Annotated in this window: 19 protein-coding genes and 1 pseudogene; 8 read left to right on the forward strand and 12 right to left on the reverse strand. The window is 74.5% G+C overall.

What is annotated here, in order from left to right:
* Positions 1 to 82 precede the first annotated feature (82 nt).
* Both AB0G14_RS02015 and AB0G14_RS02020 read left to right on the forward strand, forming a co-directional pair.
* On the forward strand, positions 83 to 958 hold the full coding sequence (locus AB0G14_RS02015) for a DUF5667 domain-containing protein (protein WP_357692750.1): 876 nt from the start codon (positions 83 to 85) through the stop codon (positions 956 to 958).
* 120 nt (positions 959 to 1,078) lie between these two features.
* Positions 1,079 to 1,954: an HAD-IB family hydrolase gene (locus AB0G14_RS02020; protein ID WP_357692752.1), complete on the forward strand. Its 876-nt coding sequence runs from the start codon at positions 1,079 to 1,081 to the stop codon at positions 1,952 to 1,954.
* A gap of 18 nt (positions 1,955 to 1,972) precedes the next feature.
* On the opposite strand, the gene AB0G14_RS02025 is transcribed toward AB0G14_RS02020, so the two are convergent.
* The 7 genes and pseudogenes from AB0G14_RS02025 to AB0G14_RS02055 form a co-directional block, all read right to left on the reverse strand.
* Positions 1,973 to 2,830, reverse strand: a complete 858-nt coding sequence (locus AB0G14_RS02025) for a lysophospholipid acyltransferase family protein (RefSeq protein WP_357692804.1) — start codon at positions 2,828 to 2,830, stop codon at positions 1,973 to 1,975.
* A gap of 281 nt (positions 2,831 to 3,111) precedes the next feature.
* Positions 3,112 to 4,185, reverse strand: a complete 1,074-nt coding sequence (locus tag AB0G14_RS02030; protein ID WP_357692754.1) for an NAD-dependent epimerase/dehydratase family protein — start codon at positions 4,183 to 4,185, stop codon at positions 3,112 to 3,114.
* Between the two features lie 120 nt (positions 4,186 to 4,305).
* Complete coding sequence (locus AB0G14_RS02035) at positions 4,306 to 4,407, reverse strand: AURKAIP1/COX24 domain-containing protein (protein ID WP_007465623.1); 102 nt, start codon at positions 4,405 to 4,407, stop codon at positions 4,306 to 4,308.
* A 219-nt stretch (positions 4,408 to 4,626) separates the two neighbouring features.
* Positions 4,627 to 4,836, reverse strand: a complete 210-nt coding sequence (locus AB0G14_RS02040) for a helix-turn-helix domain-containing protein (RefSeq protein WP_007465625.1) — start codon at positions 4,834 to 4,836, stop codon at positions 4,627 to 4,629.
* Positions 4,837 to 5,234: 398 nt separating this feature from the next.
* Positions 5,235 to 5,368, reverse strand: a pseudogene (locus AB0G14_RS02045) (ABC transporter ATP-binding protein); the annotation flags it as partial.
* Between the two features lie 51 nt (positions 5,369 to 5,419).
* A complete protein-coding gene (locus AB0G14_RS02050) occupies positions 5,420 to 6,910 on the reverse strand; it encodes a hypothetical protein (RefSeq protein WP_357692756.1) in 1,491 nt (496 codons plus the stop codon).
* A gap of 119 nt (positions 6,911 to 7,029) precedes the next feature.
* Positions 7,030 to 7,365 (reverse strand): YrdB family protein, encoded by a 336-nt coding sequence (locus tag AB0G14_RS02055; RefSeq protein WP_357692758.1) that lies wholly within the window; start codon positions 7,363 to 7,365, stop codon positions 7,030 to 7,032.
* Positions 7,366 to 7,467: 102 nt separating this feature from the next.
* On the opposite strand from AB0G14_RS02055, the gene AB0G14_RS02060 reads away from it, so the two are divergent.
* Positions 7,468 to 7,878 carry a VOC family protein gene (locus AB0G14_RS02060; RefSeq protein ID WP_357692760.1) on the forward strand — a complete coding sequence of 137 codons (411 nt, stop codon included), beginning with the start codon at positions 7,468 to 7,470 and terminating at the stop codon, positions 7,876 to 7,878.
* Position 7,879: 1 nt separating this feature from the next.
* Here AB0G14_RS02060 and AB0G14_RS02065 read toward each other — a convergent pair whose 3' ends face one another.
* On the reverse strand, positions 7,880 to 8,800 hold the full coding sequence (locus tag AB0G14_RS02065; RefSeq protein WP_357692762.1) for a proline dehydrogenase family protein: 921 nt from the start codon (positions 8,798 to 8,800) through the stop codon (positions 7,880 to 7,882).
* 130 nt (positions 8,801 to 8,930) lie between these two features.
* Between AB0G14_RS02065 and AB0G14_RS02070 the strand changes: the two genes are divergently transcribed.
* Genes AB0G14_RS02070 through AB0G14_RS02080 form a run of 3 tightly spaced genes read left to right on the forward strand, consistent with a single transcriptional unit; the run spans position 8,931 to position 10,963 of the window.
* Positions 8,931 to 9,203, forward strand: coding sequence for a hypothetical protein (locus AB0G14_RS02070; protein ID WP_350707019.1), 273 nt, complete (start codon positions 8,931 to 8,933; stop codon positions 9,201 to 9,203).
* Position 9,204: 1 nt separating this feature from the next.
* A complete protein-coding gene (locus tag AB0G14_RS02075; RefSeq protein ID WP_357692764.1) occupies positions 9,205 to 10,371 on the forward strand; it encodes a glutathionylspermidine synthase family protein in 1,167 nt (388 codons plus the stop codon).
* A gap of 19 nt (positions 10,372 to 10,390) precedes the next feature.
* The gene (locus AB0G14_RS02080; protein WP_357692766.1) at positions 10,391 to 10,963 is read left to right on the forward strand and encodes a CGNR zinc finger domain-containing protein; all 573 of its coding nucleotides are present in this window, start codon (positions 10,391 to 10,393) and stop codon (positions 10,961 to 10,963) included.
* 146 nt (positions 10,964 to 11,109) lie between these two features.
* On the opposite strand, the gene AB0G14_RS02085 is transcribed toward AB0G14_RS02080, so the two are convergent.
* Together AB0G14_RS02085 and AB0G14_RS02090 are read right to left on the reverse strand one after the other, a co-directional pair.
* Complete coding sequence (locus AB0G14_RS02085; protein ID WP_357457488.1) at positions 11,110 to 11,916, reverse strand: sugar phosphate isomerase/epimerase; 807 nt, start codon at positions 11,914 to 11,916, stop codon at positions 11,110 to 11,112.
* A gap of 61 nt (positions 11,917 to 11,977) precedes the next feature.
* A complete protein-coding gene (locus tag AB0G14_RS02090; protein ID WP_357692768.1) occupies positions 11,978 to 12,922 on the reverse strand; it encodes a Ppx/GppA phosphatase family protein in 945 nt (314 codons plus the stop codon).
* A 74-nt stretch (positions 12,923 to 12,996) separates the two neighbouring features.
* Between AB0G14_RS02090 and AB0G14_RS02095 the strand changes: the two genes are divergently transcribed.
* Entirely contained in the window at positions 12,997 to 13,806 is an 810-nt protein-coding gene (locus AB0G14_RS02095) for a hypothetical protein (RefSeq protein WP_357692770.1), read from the forward strand.
* Positions 13,807 to 13,873: 67 nt separating this feature from the next.
* On the opposite strand, the gene AB0G14_RS02100 is transcribed toward AB0G14_RS02095, so the two are convergent.
* Together AB0G14_RS02100 and AB0G14_RS02105 are read right to left on the reverse strand one after the other, a co-directional pair.
* Positions 13,874 to 14,557 carry a response regulator transcription factor gene (locus tag AB0G14_RS02100; protein WP_350707007.1) on the reverse strand — a complete coding sequence of 228 codons (684 nt, stop codon included), beginning with the start codon at positions 14,555 to 14,557 and terminating at the stop codon, positions 13,874 to 13,876.
* A 23-nt stretch (positions 14,558 to 14,580) separates the two neighbouring features.
* Positions 14,581 to 15,867, reverse strand: a complete 1,287-nt coding sequence (locus AB0G14_RS02105) for an ATP-binding protein (protein WP_357692772.1) — start codon at positions 15,865 to 15,867, stop codon at positions 14,581 to 14,583.
* Positions 15,868 to 16,065: 198 nt separating this feature from the next.
* Between AB0G14_RS02105 and phoU the strand changes: the two genes are divergently transcribed.
* A complete protein-coding gene (gene phoU / locus AB0G14_RS02110; RefSeq protein WP_357692774.1) occupies positions 16,066 to 16,719 on the forward strand; it encodes a phosphate signaling complex protein PhoU in 654 nt (217 codons plus the stop codon).
* Positions 16,720 to 16,842: the final 123 nt, after the last annotated feature.

Below are 16,842 nucleotides of genomic sequence, written 5' to 3' on the forward strand. Positions count from 1 at the left end.
TCGTCCGTGGTGTCACGCCGTCACCGGTCGCTGGCGACGACAGCGGCCGACCGGCCGTGACCAGCGAGAGGAGGTGCCTGCGGTGGACAGCGACCTCTTCTCCCGTCGGCGCGCGGAGCGCTTCGCGCAGCTTCTCGACGAGGCCAACGGCGGCCGGCGACACCACGTCCGTTCCCGCGACGACGACCAGCTCGCCGCGCTCGTCGCCGTCGGGCAGCGGCTCGGCGCCGCCCCGCCGGCCGTCGAGGTGGACCCGGAGTTCCGCACCGGGCTGCGCGCCATGCTGCTGGCCACGGCCGAACGCGAGGGCATCGGCGCCCCGGCGACCGCCGCCGCGCCGGAGCCGGGCGCCGCCGACACCGGTCGCAGCCGCCTGCTGCCCGCCGTCACCGCCCGCCGGGCCCGCGCCCGCGGCGCCATCCTGGTCGGCGTCGCGGCCGGCGCGGTCGCCCTCTCCGGCATCTCCGCCGCGAGCGAGAACGCGGTCCCCGGTGACGCGCTGTACGGCATGAAGCGCTCGACGGAACGGGCCCAGCTCGCGCTGGCCAGCTCGGACATCAGCCGAGGTCAGCTCTTCCTGGACTTCGCCCGCACCCGGCTGGCCGAGGCCGCCGCGCTGCGCGGGGACCGGGACGGCTACAGCGCCGTGCTGGACGACATGGACGCGGACACCCGCCAGGGCGTACGCCTGCTGACCACCGCCGCGGCGCAGCGCTCCGACCTGGCGGCGCTGGACGCGGTCAACTCCTTCCTCACCGGGCAGCGGCGGGCGGTCGGGGACCTCCTCGACGCCGGCACCCGGGCCGACCGGGACCGGACCCGCCGCTCGTTGGCCCTGCTGGACACGGCCCGCAAGCGCTCCGACGCGCTCCGCGCGGCGATCTCCTGCGGCCTGCCCGCCCCCGTCGGCAGCGACTCCCTCGGCCCGGCCCCCGCCACCTGCCCCGGCGACCGCTGACCTGCCCGGCGCGCCGTCCACGCCACAGTTCACCCGCCGGGCGGCCGTCGGCAACCGTCGCCCGGCTACCCTCGACCAGTGGCAGGCACACGCCGCGCCCGGTCAGCAGAGGGAGGTCGCGTGGCCCGCAGCCGCAAGGTGACGGTCAGCACCGACGTCCACGGTCACACCGCCGGCTGGGCGGAGACCGACCTGGCACCCCTGGCTCCGCCGCAGCCGGATCCGACCGCGGCGGCCTTCTTCGACGTCGACAACACGATGATGCAGGGCGCGTCGATCTACTGGTTCGCCCGGGGCCTCGCCGCACGCAAGTACTTCACCACGACCGACCTGGCCCGGTTCGCGTGGCAGCAGCTTCGCTTCCGGCTGCTCGCCACCGAGCACGCCGGGGACATGTCGCAGGCCAAGGAGGCCGCCCTCGCGTTCGTCGAGGGCTGGCGGGTGGACGACGTGGAGCGCCTCGCCGAGGAGATCTTCGACGAGCTGATGGCCCCCCGGATCTGGGGCGGCACCCGTGAGCTGGCCCAGCGGCACCTGGACGCCGGCGAACGGGTCTGGCTGGTCAGCGCCGCGCCCGTGGAGATCGGCCGGGTGATCGCCGCCCGGCTGGGCCTGACCGGCGCGATCGGCACGGTCGCCGAGGTGGTCGACGGGGCGTACACGGGCCGGCTGGTCGGCGACCTGATGCACGGCCCGGCGAAGGCCGAGGCGGTCACCCAGCTCGCCGCGGTGGAGGGGCTGGACCTGGCCCGCTGCACCGCCTACAGCGACTCCTGCAACGACCTGCCGATGCTCTCCACGGTGGGTCGGGGGGTGGCGGTGAACCCCGACGCCGCCCTGCTCAGGGAGGCCCGGCAGCGCGGCTGGCAGGTACGCGACTTCCGCACCGGCCGGCGCGCCGTGAAGATCGTGGTGCCGTCCACCGCCGCCGCCGGGTTGCTGGCCGGGGCGGTCACCGCCGGCATGGCCCTGCACCGGCGCCGCCGCAACGGCTGACGTCGCCGGCCGCCCGCGTCACGGGCCGAACGGGTCCGGCCGGCGTTCGAGCAGCTTGTGCAGGGTCTGCTGGATCGTCTCCCGCACCTGGTCGGCCAGGTTGAACACCACGAGCGGGTCGTCGGCGGAGTCCGTCAGGTGCGCGGTGGGGATCGGCGGGCAGAACTCGATCAGCCACTTGCTCGGCAGCGGCACCATGCCCAGCGGCCCCAGCCACGGGAAGGTCGGGGTGACCGGGAAGTAGGGCAGCTTGAGCAGCCGCGCCAGGGGCTTGATGTCGGCGAGCATCGGATAGATCTCCTCGCCGCCGACGATGGCGACCGGCACGATCGGGGTGCCGGTGCGCAGCGCCGCCGAGACGAACCCGCCCCGGCCGAAGCGTTGCAGCTTGTAGCGCTCGGCGTAGAGCTTGCCGATGCCCTTGAAGCCCTCCGGGAAGACGCCGACCAGCTCGCCGTTGCCGAGCAGCCGCTCCGCGTCCGGGTTGCAGGCGACCGTCCCGCCGGTCTTGCGGGCGAGCTCGGAGACGACCGGCATCCGGAAGACCAGGTCCGCGCCGAGCAGCCGCAGGTAGCGGTGGGCCGGGTGCTGGTCGTGCAGGGCGGCCGAGAGGATCAGCGCGTCCAGCGCCACGGTGCCGGAGTGGTTGCCGACGACCAGGCCGGCGCCCTCGGCGGGCACGTGCTCCAGGCCGGTGACCTCGGTGCGGAACCAGTCCCGGTAGAGCACCCGCAGCAGCGGGTGGAAGACCGCCTCGGTGATCTCCGGGTCGAAGCCGAACTCGTCGACCTCGTAGTCGCCGGAGAGCCGGCGGCGCAGGAACGCGAGCCCCTTGGCGACCCGGCGGTCCCAGTGGTCGCCCGGTCGGTCCGGCACCGCCGGCCCGGTCGTCGCCGGCGCGTCCCCGGCCCCGCGCGGCCGGTCGGCCTCCGTCGCCGCCGGCTCGTCGGGCTCGTCCGTGCCGCCCGACGCGGCAGGCCCGCCAGGCTCGTCCCTGTTGCCAGCGGTGGCCGCCACCGGCTCGTCGGTGGCGGCGGTGTCCGGTTCGTCGACCGTGGCAGCCCGGCGGTGCCCGTTCGCCCGCGCCGGCTCCGCGCCCGGCTCGGCGACGGTCAGCGGTACGTCGTAGCGGCCGTCGCGCCGCTCCTCCGGCTCGCTCACGAGCGCTCCCGCACGGCGGCCCGGACCTGCCGGATCCCCTCCAGCACGAGGTGCTCCGCGACCGCCAACTGGTCCCGGGTCACCACGACGCCACCGTGGTGGGCGCGGATGAAGTCGTCGAACGCGGCGGCGGTGGAGCGGGGCGTGAAGCCGTACTCCCGCTCGAGGCGGGTGGTGTCGACGACCCGGCCGTGCACGAAGAGGTCGACCTGGTCCAGGCCGTAGCGGCCGAAGCCTAGGGTGCGGGCGAACGCGACGGCCCCGGAGAGGCCGGGCTCCAACACCGGCACGGCGACCCGGCCGGCCCGGCGGATCGCCTGGGAGAGGGAGAGCACTCCGGGACCGGCCACGTTGTACGTCCCCGGATGGTCCTCGACGATCGACCGGTGCAGCACCTCCAGCGCGTCGTCGAAGTGCAGGAACTGCAGCCGGGGGTCGCGGCCGAACACGGTGGGCACGACCGGCTGGGAGAAGTAGCGGGTGAGGGTGGTGTCGGCGGTCGAGCCGATGAAGGGCGCGAAGCGCAGCACCGTGGCGGTGACGTCGGGCCGGCGGCGGCGGAAGCCACGGACGTACCCCTCGATGTCGAGGATGTCGCGGCCGAAGCCGCCGCGCGGCACCTCGCGCGGCTCGGTCTCCTCGGTGAAGACGGCCGGATCGCGGAACGACGCCCCGTACGCGGCTGTCGAGGAGCGGACCACGAGCTTGCGCAGCCGGGGCGCCCGCTGGCAGGCGGCGAGGAGCTGCATCGTGCCGATGACGTTCTGCTCCTTCATCGCCGCGCGACCGCCGTGCTGCTGGTCCGGGGCGGTGACGAGAGCGAGGTGGACCACGGCGTCGACGTCGAGGTCGGCGAGGAGACCGCCGAGCGAGCCGGCGTCGACGCGGACACGCTCGACACGGTCGAGCAGGTCGATGAACTCGGCGGCCGGCTCCGACGGATCCACGCCGATGACCCGCTCGATGCGCGGGTCGGCGGCGAGCCGGGCGGCGACGTGCGCGCCGAGGTAGCGGCTGACCCCGGTCACGACGACGACCCCCGGGGCACCTGGGGTGCCACCGGGGGTCATGTCGCGCACCTCCCCCGGCAGGCGGGATCGAGCCGGGACATCCACGGCCTGATCACCTGAGCCTCCGAGGGTCGACAGTTGGCAAGTGACGACGGGTGCCGGGCAGCGGCCCGGCCCCGGTCACTTGCCGAGACGGCGACGCTGGACGCGGGTCTTGCGCAGCAGCTTGCGGTGCTTCTTCTTAGCCATGCGCTTGCGGCGCTTCTTGACCACCGAGCCCATACGAAAGCCTTTCGATGCAACATGCGGGGCGACCGGATGACACCACCATCGGGTGCCGTCGACGACCGCGTGCGGACAGCGGACCGGGCCAGCGGGACATGCGGCGGGGCGCATCTGCGGTCACGGTCGGGGTCCAGGGTAGCCGGAGAGCGTCAGCAGGACCAACGCGCCCCCGTCGATGCCCGTTACGTCGCACTCGACGGGTGGCCCGCGGGCGGCTCAGGCGGTTTCCTGAAAGGCACCCCGCAGGTATTCGTGCACCGCGTGTTCGGGAACCCGGAACGACCGGCCGACCCGGACCGCGGTGAGCTCACCGCTGTGCACCAGGCGGTAGACCGTCATCTTCGACACCCGCATGACCGTCGCCACCTCGGCGACGGTCAGGAACTTGACCTCCGACAGCCGACCGTCGGACTGCGACCCGGCCATGGCTCACCGACCCATCCCATGCCCGGCGCGTGCCACCGGACGGGATCCTCCCCGCCCGGACCGGCGACGCGCGTGTTACCAGTACGGTAGCGGGGCGGCTGTGACCGGCGCGATCCCTTCGTACAACTGATCATGGTTCGGGGGCCGGTCCACCCGACCGGCTACGTCCTTGTCGAACCTGTTGCGCCCGGCGTCCGGTCGGTCCTCGTCCCGCCCGCGGCGCGACCACCGGGAGCCGAGCACGGTCAGGGGCGGTGACCCGTCACGGGGCGGGTCGTCTTCCGGGCGCCCACCCCGCAGCGCCCTGTGCAGCCGGTGGCCCGCAGCGCGTCCGGCGCCACCCGCCACACCGCGCTGACGAGCCGCCCCCGTCGCGGAAGGCGCCCGGTGGTTCCGGCGGCGCCACCGGAACCACCGGGCGGGTGCCCCGGGCCGCTTCCGGACGCGGACCGGGGCTCCGCGCTGGGAGCCGCACCAGTGTGTCAGGTCGACCGGCGCCGTCCGACAGCGGTCGATCATGAACGCCCCCGACCGCCCGTGGGCTGCGTCGTCGCCGACCACCACGCCGTCAGCCCTGCGTCGCTCAGGCGGCCACGGCCCGGACGTACGCGACGCACTCGTCGTGCAGGGCGCTCCACGGCTCGCCGAAGGTCGCCTCGGCCGCGTCGGCCACCGGGCGGCGCTCGTGCACCACCGCCGCGAAGAAGGCCAGCAGCCGCTCCGGGCCGAACCGGTCGACCAGGTGCCGGACGGCCAGGTAGGAGATGCCGTAGCTGCCGCTGACCCGCTCGGCCGGCGCGTCGTCGGCCGGGGTGAGGCCGTCGAGCCGGCCGTCCCAGCCGCCGGTCAGCCGCCGCACCTCGGCCAGTCCCTCGTACCGGTCGACCGGCTGGCCGTCGGCGCCGGCGTGCTCGGCCAGCCCCTCGACCAGCCACCAGATGCCCTTGCCCGGGTAGCCCCGCTCGGGCAGCGAGGCGGCGTGGGTCAGCTCGTGCCGGAGGAGGTCGTCCACCCCGCTGGACACCAGCCCGTCGGCGTTGAGCACCACCTCGTGGTGGCCGCCGCCGACGGTGACCGCGTACCCGGCGGTCCACTTCGGCCGACCCCCGCCGTACCAGCGCTGCCACTCCGCAGGGCCCGCGTAGAAGACCCGGTACCGGTCGGGCGGCCGGCCGCCGACGACGTACGTGTCGGCGACCGTGGCGGCCGCCTCGGCCTGGGCGAGCAGGCCGGGCAGTTGCCGGCGCAGGGCGGGAGTGGTGGCCACCAGGGTGCGCGGGCCGACGGCGACGGCCAGCTCGCTGACCTCCCAGGGCCGGGTGCCGGTCTCCGCCGACCGGGACGGCTCGAGGGCGAGCAGCCGGGGCCGGTCCCCCGCCCGCCAGCGGGTGCCGGTCAGCACCCGGCTGGTGCGGCAGTCCGGCACGACGAAGCAGTACCGAAACTCGACCGGCAACCGCCACTCGCCGGGCCGGCCCTCGACCGGGGTGGGCAGGCCGGTCGCCCCGGCCTGCCAGGCGGTCACCCGCAGCGCCCGCAGCGCGGCGTACCGGCGGCGCAGGTCCGGGTGCGCGACGGGTTCCGCGACGGCCAGGAACCCGGCCCGGTCCCCGGCGAGCAGCGCGGCCGACTGCCGCGCCAGCTCCGCGGTCATCCGCTCGCCGAGCTGGCGCGCGGCCCTCGTGGCGGGGTCGTCGGCCCGGGTGCCGGAGGCCCCCGGCACCGGCCTGGCGTCGTCGCGCGCAAGGCCGGCCAGCAACGCCGTGGGCAGGCCGCAGGTGACCATCACCACGACCGCCGCGAGCGCCGCCCAGAGCGGCCACAGCCGCCGCGACGCCCGCTCCGGCGGCACCGCCGGCACCGCACCGGGACCGGGCTCGGCCGACGCCGTGGGCACGGTCGGCAGGCCCGGCCCGGCGGGCGCGGGCAAGGTGGCCGGCCCGGCGGGCGCGGCAGGGGTGCCCGGCGTGGGCGGCTCGGTGGGCGTGGACGATGCGGCGGGTGGTGTCGTCGCGGTGGCCCGCGCGTCGTCCGTCGCCGGCCGACCGTCCGCCTCGGGCTGCCCGTCAGTCACCCGGCGAAGGGTACGACCATCCGGTCGCCCCGGCGACCACCGCCCCGGCCGACGCCGCACCCGGGCGGGTCGCGCCGGCACCCGTGGCGGCACGCCCCGGGTGGGCCCGCCGGGGCGGCTCAGGCAGGGCGGCCCGACCGCCGGAGCAGGGCGACGGTGAGCGCCCAGGCGACGACCAGCGCGACGCTGGCCAGCGGCCGCCCGAGCAGGGCGAGCATTCCGCCGCCGGCCACGAACCAGGCGGCCTGGAACGCGTGCTTGCCCGCCGCCGGTAGCGGCACCCGGGCCTTCGGCGACCCGAAGCTGCCCCAGAGGGCGGCCAGCAGCAGCGGCACGGCAACGGCGGCGGCCAGGCGGGCGGGCGTCCCGGCGTCCCACGACCAGCCCCACCAGCCGCCGATCGCCAGCACGGCCAGTTCGAGCAGGAAGAGCAGCAGCAAGAGCAGGGCGTACATCGGTGCTCCTCCCGGGAGCCGGGACCGGAACGCGCCGCTCGGCGCGGTGACCGGTCTGTCGGGGTTGACCTCAAGTCAGCTTCAGGTCGCACGATCGACGGTATGCCGCTGCCCCGGACCACCGACCCGCACCTGCGCATCGCCCGCCCGAGCCGCGACCTGAAGGCCGCCGGACGCTTCTGGGTCGACGCGCTCGGCCTCGACGTGCTCTGGCGGGCCACCGCCGGTGCGCCGGGCGAGCACGACCTGCTGATCGTCGGCCGGCCCGGCGCCCACTGGCACCTCGAACTCGTCGGTGGCGAGCAGCTCGCGGTCGCGCCCACGCCGACCGTCGAGGACCTGCTGGTGCTCTACCTCGACGGCGCGGTCGACGACGAGCTGGTCCGGGAACTGGAGCGGGCCGGCGGGACGAGGGTCTCCGCCGGCCCGTACTGGGACCGCTGGGGGGTGACGGTGGTCGATCCGGACGGCTACCGCCTGGTGCTGAGCACCCGGGGCTGGTCGAACGGCTGAGTCACTTCCTGCTGAGCACGGCCCGGCCGAAGAAGGCCAGGTTGGACGGGCGCTCGGCGAGGCGGCGCATCAGGTAGCCGTACCACTGGTCGCCGTAGGGCACGTAGGTGCGCACGGTGTAGCCCTCGCCGACCAGCCGGGCCTGCTCCTCCGGCCGGATGCCGTACAGCATCTGGAACTCGAACCGCTCGGGGCCGCGGTCGAACCAGCGGGCCCGGTCCTCGCCGATGGCGATCAGGCGCGGGTCGTGGGTGGCCAGCATCGGGTAGCCGTCGCCGGACATCAGGATGTTCAGGCAGCGGACGTACGACTTGTCCACCTCGCGGGCGGACTGGTAGGCCACCGACTCCGGCTCCTTGTACGCGCCCTTGCACAGCCGCACCCGGGACCCGGCCGTGGCCAGCTCGCGGCAGTCCGACTCGGTCCGCCGCAGGTACGCCTGGAGCACCGCCCCCGTGGACGGGTGGTCCTTGCGGAGCTTGGCCAGGATGTCCAGGGTCGAGTCGGTGGTGGTGTGGTCCTCCATGTCCAGGGTGACCGTGGTGCCCGCCTCGTCGGCCGCGGCGCAGATCGCCCGGGCGTTGTCGTAGGCGAGCTGCTCGTCGAACATCTGGCCGAGCGCGGAGAGCTTGACGCTCACCTCGGCTGCCGGGGTCAGCCCCGCGCCCGAGAGCCGCGTCAGCAGCCGCAGGTATTCGTCCCGGGTGGCGTTGGCCTGCTCGGGGGTGACGGTGTCCTCGCCGAGGTGGTCGAGGGAGACCGCGAGACCGTCGTCGACGAGTTCGCGGGTCGCGCGCAACGCGTCGTCGGTCTTGGCGCCGGCCACGAACCGGCGGACGAGGTCCCGGGTGACCGGGGCCGTCGCGACGAGCCGCTCGACCTGGGATGACCGGGAGGCGGCGAGGATGACGGAACGGAGCATGGACCGAGCGTAACGCCCGACGACGCCTGCGCGCCGGGCGGCGGCGGCACTGCCCGCGCCCAGGTCCCAACCGCATCACAGGCCCCGCCCGGGGCGGACGGCGCTGGTGTCCATCGGTTACAACCATGACGTGGAACATCGCCCCCGCCGCCGGCTCCGGTCGGCCTCCGTGCAGCTCGGCGCGCTCACCGCCCTGGCGCTCGCCCTCTCCGCCTGCAACACGACCTCCGACGACGACGATGACGACGACTGCGCCCTCGGGCCTGTCGGCGGCGGCGGCACCGTGGCCGTCGCGCTGCGGGTGCCCGAGGTCACCGCCGGCGGCACCGCGCCGGAACCGGTCACCGCGGCCGTCCCCGACCGGGGCGGCTTCGGCACCCACCTCGCCGCCTGCGGCGGCTGACGTGCGCCGGGAGTCCGTCGCCCCCCGCCCCGGCTGGGACGCGACCATCCGCTCGCAGGGCCTGGTGTACGTCGACACGGAGCTGCCCGACGGCGGGATCATGTCGTACTGGGACGAGACCGCCGCGTACGCCTTCGAGCTGGACGAGGTGCTGCGGCTGGAGGAGGCGACGGAGGAGCTGCACCGGATGTCGGTGGCTGCCGCCGAGCACGTCGTCGCGCGCCGCCGCCACGCCGAGTTCGGCATCCCGGACTGGGCGGCCGAGGCCGTGGCCCGGTCGCTGCGCGAGTCGCCGCCGACCCTCTACGGGCGCTTCGACCTCTGGTACGACGGCAGCTGGCCCCCCAAGCTGCTGGAGTACAACGCCGACACCCCCACCGCCCTGGTCGAGGCGAGCATCGTCCAGTGGTACTGGCTGGAGCACACCCGGCCGGAGCTGGACCAGTGGAACAGCCTGCACGAGCGCCTCGTCGGCGCCTGGGCGAAGATCGGCGCCGGCCTGCACGACCGGCGGGTGCACGTGGTCTGGTCGAACGAGGAGGAGTCCGGCGAGGACCAGATGACCGCCGGCTACCTCGCCGAGACCGCCCGGCAGGCCGGGCTGGACGTCGTGTTCCAGCCCGTCCAGGAGATCGGCTGGGACGGGCGGCGCTTCGTCGACGCGGCGGACCAGCCGGTCACCACCTGCTTCAAGCTCTATCCCTGGGAGTGGATGCTCGCCGAGCCGTACGGGTCGCTGGCGCTGCGGCCGGGCACCCCGACCACCTGGATCGAGCCGGCGTGGAAGCTGCTGCTGTCGAACAAGGCGCTGCTCGCCGTGCTCTGGGAGCTGTACCCCGGCCACGAGCTGCTGCTGCCGGCGTACCTCGACTCGCCGCGCGGCATGTCCGAGTACGTCGCGAAGCCGTTGCTCGGCCGGGAGGGCGGCTCGGTGCGGATCGTCACCGGCGCCGGGGAGATCACCAATCCGGGGATCTACGGCGACGAGGGCTTCTGCTACCAGGAGTTCCGCGCGCTGCCGGACTTCGAGGGCAACCGGATGGTGCTGGGCAGCTGGGTGGTCGACGGCGAGTCGGCCGGTGCGGGGGTGCGGGAGAGCGCGAGCCTCATCACCGACGGCTACGCGCGGTTCCTGCCGCACTACATCGACGCACCACGCGGCTCCTGAGTCGTCTACCGTTGGGGGCGTGAACTTCGACGCGTACGCCCGGACCGGCGTTGACCTCGTCAACGCCCGCCTGGACGACCTCGACGACCTGCGGGCCCTCTTCCCCGACGACAACGCGTGGATGCGTGACGAGGTGGCGGAGCGGGACCTCGCGACCTTCCGGCGGGCGCAGAAGCGCCTGCGCGACGTCTTCGAGTACGGCACCTCCGGGCGGGACGTCCAGGCGGTGGCGGAGCTCAACGCCCTGCTGGAGGCGTTCCCGGTGCAGCCCCGCATCTCCGGGCACGACTCCAGCGACTGGCACATGCACGTGACCAGCCGGGGCGCCTCGGTGAGCGCCGAATACCTGGCCGGCGCGGTCTGGGGCCTCTCGGTCTGGCTCTGCGAGTACGGCAGCGCCCGGTTCGGGGTCTGCGCCGACGAACGCTGCGGCAACGTCTACCTGGACACCTCGTCCAACTGCTGCCGGCGGTTCTGCTCGGAGCGCTGCGCCACCCGCTCGCACGTGGCCGCGCACCGGGCCCGCAAGCGCGCCGCGGTGGGCGAGCAGGCCGGCGCCGCCAGCAAGGAATCCCTCACCACGGTCGCCTGACGCCCGGCCCGGGTCGGCCACCGGCGCGGGCCGGGCTGTCGACCCGGCACCCTCGACCGGCTCGCGGCGCGGCCCGCCGCGCCCGGTCTCCCGACGCGGCCCCGCCCGACCCGCGTGGTTCGGGTGACGCGTCGAAGGTCGGCGCGTCAGGCGTCGACGGGGGACGGGGTGCCGAGGTGCTGGCGGGCGAACTCCAGCGCCTCGCGCAGGTCGGCCTCCCGCACCGCGCGGCTCTTCGCGCCCCGGGTGGTGACCTCCACGGCGACCGAGCCGGTGAACCCCCGCCCGGCGAGCGAGGAGAGCAGCTCGGCGCAGGGCTGGTTGCCGCGCCCGGGCACGAGGTGCTCGTCGCGCCCCTCGCCGGTGCCGTCGCCGAGGTGGACGTGCGCCAGGCCGGCGCCCATCCGGTCGGCCATCGCCATCGCGTCGGTGTGCGAGGCGGCGCAGTGCGACAGGTCGAGCGTGTAGGAGGGGTAGCCGGTCTCGGTCGGGTCCCAGCCCGGGACGTACGGGACGAACTGCCGGCCGGCCATCCGGACCGGGTACATGTTCTCCACCGGGAGGCGCAGCTCCGGGAACTCGCCGGCGATCCTGGCCAGCCCGTCGGCGAAGTTGCGCGCGTAGTCGCGCTGCCAGGTGAACGGCGGGTGGACCACCACGGTGGGCGCGCCGAGCGTCGCCGCCATCTCCGCGGACCGGCGCAGCCGCTCCCACGGGTCCGGGCTCCACACCCGCTGGGTGACCAGCAGGCAGGGCGCGTGGACGGAGAGCACCGGGACGCCGTAGTGCTCGGCGAGCCCGCGCAGCGCGCCGACGTCCTGGCTGACGGCGTCCGTCCAGACCATCACCTCGACGCCGTCGTAGCCGAGCGCCGCGGCCAGTTGGAACGCCGCCGCGGTCCGCTCAGGGAAGACCGAGGAACTGGACAGGAGCACGGGGACGCGGGAAGTCACACCATCGAGGGTAGCCGGGGTCGATTGACACCTCATGACGAGAACCCGCAAAGCGCCCGTATCACCCGGAACCGAGCTGGTCGAGCCGGCGCAGGATCACGCCCTCGCGCAGCGCCCACGGGCAGATGTCCAGCGCCTCCACGTCCAGCCGGCGCATCGCCGCCTCGGCGACCACCGCCCCGGCGAGCAACTGGTGGGCCCGGCCCGCGCTGACCCCCTCCAGCTCGACGAGCTGGGCCGGCGGGATGTGCCGGATGAACCCGAGCACCTGCCGCAGCCCGCGGCGGGTGAGCCGGCGGGGGGCCCACAGGCCCGCGCCGGAGGGGGCCGCACCGGCCAGCCGGGCCAGGGTCCGGAACGTCTTCGAGGTGGCCACCGGCCGCTCCCAGCCCACCGCGGCCATCCGCGCGACGACGGGCTCCAGCAGGCCGTCGGCGTACGCCCGCAGCTCGTCGACCGCCTCGGCCGGCGGCGGCGCCGCGCTGTCCGGTGCCACCCGGAGCCGGTCCCGGGTCAGCCGGCCGGCGCCGAGCGGCAGCGACACCGCCTCGTCCGGGTCCTCGTCGATGCCGGCCGCGATCTCCAGCGAGCCGCCGCCGATGTCCAGCACCAGCAACCGCCCCGCGGACCAGCCGAACCAGCGCCGCACCGCGAGGAAGGTCAGCCGCGCCTCGTCCGCGCCCGGGAGCACCTCCAGGCGTACGCCGGCCTCCTCGCGGACCCGGGCGAGCACCTCGGGGGCGTTGGTGGCGTCCCGCACGGCGGAGGTGGCGAACGCGATCAGGTCGTCGGCGTCCAGCCCGGCGGCGGCCGCCCTGGCCATGCTGACCGCCTTGACCAGGCCGTCGGCGCCCGCCTCGGTGAGCGCGCCGTCCGGGCCGATCTGCTCGGCCAGCCGCAGCACCACCTTCTCGGAGTGCGCCGGCCAGGGGTGCGCGCCGTGGTGGGCGTCGACCACCAGGAGGTGCACCGTGTTGGAACCGACGTCGAGGACACCCAGTCGCATGTTGACGACCCTAGGGGCAACCGGTTTGCGCGGCTCGGCGGACCGGGCGGGGCTCCGCGCGTACGCTGGGCCGGGTGACAGGGCAGATCGAACTCCGTGTGCTGGTCGACGACCCGGACGACCCCCGCAGCCGCGAGGTGCCGCTGGACTTCCCGCGGGAGTGGATCGAGTTCGCCGACCCGGCGGACGAGAACCATCTGGTCCGGGCCGACCTGACCTGGCTGCTCTCCCGCTGGACGTGCGTCTTCGGCCGGGGCTGCCACGGCATCGTCGCCGGCCGGGCCGCCGACGGCTGCTGTTCGCACGGCGCGTTCTTCACCGACTCCGACGACGAGCAGCGGGTCCGGGCCGCGGTGAAGCGGCTGAGCCCGGCGACGTGGCAGCACCATCGTCGCGGGTTCAAGAACTGGACCGAGAACGACACGATCGACGGCAAGAACCCGGCCCGCCGCACCGCCACCCAGGCGGAGGACGGCCCGTGCGTCTTCCTCAACGACGCCGACTTCCCGGGCGGCGCCGGCTGCGCGCTGCACGCCCAGGCGCTGCGCGACGGGGTGCACCCGCTGGAATACAAGCCGGACGTCTGCTGGCAGTTGCCGATCCGCCGCGACCAGGAGTGGGTCAAGCGGCCGGACAACACCAAGGTGCTGGTCTCCACGTTGTCCGAGTTCGACCGGCGGGGGTGGGGCGCCGGCGGGCACGACCTGGACTGGTGGTGCACTTCCTCCACCGACGCGCACGTCGGCGCCGAGCCGATGTACGTCTCCTACGGCCCGGAGCTGACCGCGCTGATCGGCGCGCCCGCGTACGCGAAGCTGGCCGAGCTGTGCGGGGCGCGCAGCCGGCAGGGCATGGTCGCCCCGCACCCGGCCGACGGCGCCTGACCGCCGCCGCCGCACCACGCGAAAGGGGCCCGCGCGCCGGCGCGGGCCCCTTTCGCGCGTACGCCGATCAGGGCTCGAACTTGTAGCCCAGGCCCCGCACGGTGACGATGAAGCGCGGCGCGGACGGCTCCGGCTCGATCTTGGAACGCAGCCGCTTGACGTGCACGTCGAGGGTCTTGGTGTCGCCGACGTAGTCGGCCCCCCAGACCCGGTCGATGAGCTGCCCCCGGGTCAGCACCCGGCCGGCGTTGCGCAGCAGCAGCTCCAGCAGCTCGAACTCCTTGAGCGGAAGCTGCACCGGGGCGCCGTCGACGGTCACCACGTGCCGCTCGATGTCCATCCGGACCGGGCCGGCGGCCAGCGTCGGCGCGCCCGACTCGGCGACCTCGGAACTCTGCCGGCGCAGCACCGCCCGGATCCGGGCGACCAGCTCCCGCGGCGAGTACGGCTTCGTCACGTAGTCGTCGGCGCCGATCTCCAGGCCGACCACCTTGTCGATCTCACTGTCCCGCGCGGTGACCATGATGATCGGCACGTGCGAGCGCTGTCGGAGCTGCCGGCACACCTCGGTGCCGGACATCTCGGGCAGCATCAGGTCGAGCAGCACGATGTCGGCGCCGGTCCGGTCGAACTCGGTGAGGGCGGAGGGGCCCGTCGCGGCGACGGACACCTCGAAGCCCTCCTTGCGGAGCATGTACGACAGGGCGTCGGAGAACGACTCCTCGTCCTCGACCACCAGAACGCGGCTCAACGGGGATTTCCTTTCCATTGCTGTCAGACCTGCCGGAGCTCGGCCGGGCCGGCCTCGATCCCAGCAGACGGCAGTGTCGCCAGGATCTCGTCGGGGGGACGGGCGGGCAGCCGCAGGGTGAACGTCGACCCACCACCAAGAGTGCTCGACACCTCGACCCGCCCGCCATGGTTGCCGGCGATGTGTTTGACGATGGCCAGCCCCAGCCCGGTGCCGCCGGTCGACCGGGACCGCGCCTGGTCGGCCCGGTAGAAGCGCTCGAAGATCCGGTCGACGTCGGTCGGGGCGATGCCGATGCCCTGGTCGGCGACGGCGATCTCCACGTGTTCGTCGTCGGCGCGGGCGGTGATCCGGACGGTCGTGTCCTCGGCCGAGTAGTTGATGGCGTTCTCGACCAGGTTCGACACCGCCGTGGCGAGCTGGGTGTCGCTGCCGTGGACCGTGAGCCCCCGTTCGCCCTCGACGACCACGTCGATGCGGCGGGCGGCGGCGGAGGTGCGGGTCCGGTCGACCACCTCGGCGACCACCCAGTCGACGGCGACCGGCTCCGGGGGCGGCTGCGCCTCGGCGCCCTGGAGCCGGGTCAGCTCCAGCAGCTCCTGCACCAGGCGGCCCAGCCGGGTCGACTCGTGCTGGATCCGCTCGGCGAAGCGCCGGGCGGCGACCAGGTCCTCGGAGAGGTCGGGCGCGCCCGCGCCGGCCGGCTCGGTGGCGTCGAGCAGCGCCTCGGCGAGGAGTTGCAGGGCGCCGATGGGGGTCTTCAGCTCGTGGCTGACGTTGGCCACGAAGTCCCGGCGCACCCGGGCCAGCCGGTGCGACTCGGTGACGTCCGCCGCCTCCACCGCGATGTAGCCCGCGCCGAGTCCCATCGCCCGCAGGTGCACCCCGAGCGGGTTCACCCCGGTGTTGTCGCGGCCCCGCGGCAGGTCCAGCTCGATCTCGCGCCGCACGCCGGTGCGCCGGACCTGCCCGGCGAGCGTACGGATCAGGGGGTGGGCGGCGATCGAGCCGGGGGTCGGGCCGGTGCGGAGCAGCCCCATCGCGCGGGCGGCGGGGTTGACCAGGACGGGCAGGTCGTCGGGGTCGAGCACCACCACGCCGGCGCGGAGCGAGTCGATGGTCCGGCGGCCGAGCCCGGACTGCGGATCCTCGGCTATCGGGAGCCTCCCACGCGTGAGGGGGAAGCCCGGCCGGCTCCCCGTCGAGGTGGAGCGCCCGCCCAGCCCCGGCACGAACCGGGGCAGCAGCACCCCGGCGACCAGTCCGGCCACCAGCCCCACGGCCAACGCGACCGTCACCGCCCACTCCACCCGGCGATCGTAGGGCGATTGTTAACCTGGCAACCACTACAAATAGGGCGAATCACGCTCGCTTCCGGGAAAGTTCACTCCCGCGTCCGGCGTCGTTCACCGTGGTTCATCTGCGGTCCGTCCGTCCGACCTACCGTGGGCGGCGCACCTGCTCCCTCGCCGCCCACCGGCGGCGACCACCGACCACAGGACGTGACAATGCGCGACGAGTTCCGGGCTGACCTGCAGATCGTCAGCCAACTGCTGGTGGACATGGCGGAGGGGGTCCGGGCCGCGATGCGGCAGGCCACCCGCGCCCTGCTCACCGCGGACCGCCGGGCGGCCGAGACGGTGATCGAGCGGGACGCCGAGATCGACGACCTCTACCGGCACGTCGAGGAGCGGGTCTGCGACCTGCTCGCCCGGCAGGCGCCGGTCGCCTCCGACCTGCGCGCGATGATCACCGCGCTGCACGTCGCGGCCGACCTGGAGCGGATGGGCGACCTGGCCGACCACGTCGCCAAGACGGCCCTGCGCCGGCACCCGTCGCCGGCCGTGCCGGCCGAGCTGCGGCCGATCTTCACCGACATGGCCGCCACCGCCGACCGGATGGCCGTCAAGATCGGCTCGGTGCTCGCCAAGCCCGACGCCGACCTCGCCGCCGAACTGGACCGCGACGACGACACCATGGACGACCTGCACCGGAGCCTGTTCGGGGTGCTGCTCGGCGAGGACTGGCCGTACGGCGTGGAGACCGCCATCGACGCCACCCTGCTCGGCCGCTTCTACGAGCGCTTCGCCGACCACGCCGTCAACGCCGGCGAGCAGGTGGTCTACCTGATCACCGGCCAGACCTCGCCCCCCGCAAGCTGAGTTGTAAGGAAGGGCCCCTTGTTAACGCCTCGGGTTCTAGGGATCGTTGCAACGCCTGACGTGATCAGGGGTTGCAGTGTTCGAGATCCGTGGGGATCGCAGGCCGCAGGGTCCGAAGAAGCT

Origin of the sequence: Micromonospora sp. NPDC023814, from assembly GCF_040639595.1 — a bacterium.
Classification (GTDB): Bacteria; Actinomycetota; Actinomycetes; order Mycobacteriales; family Micromonosporaceae; genus Micromonospora.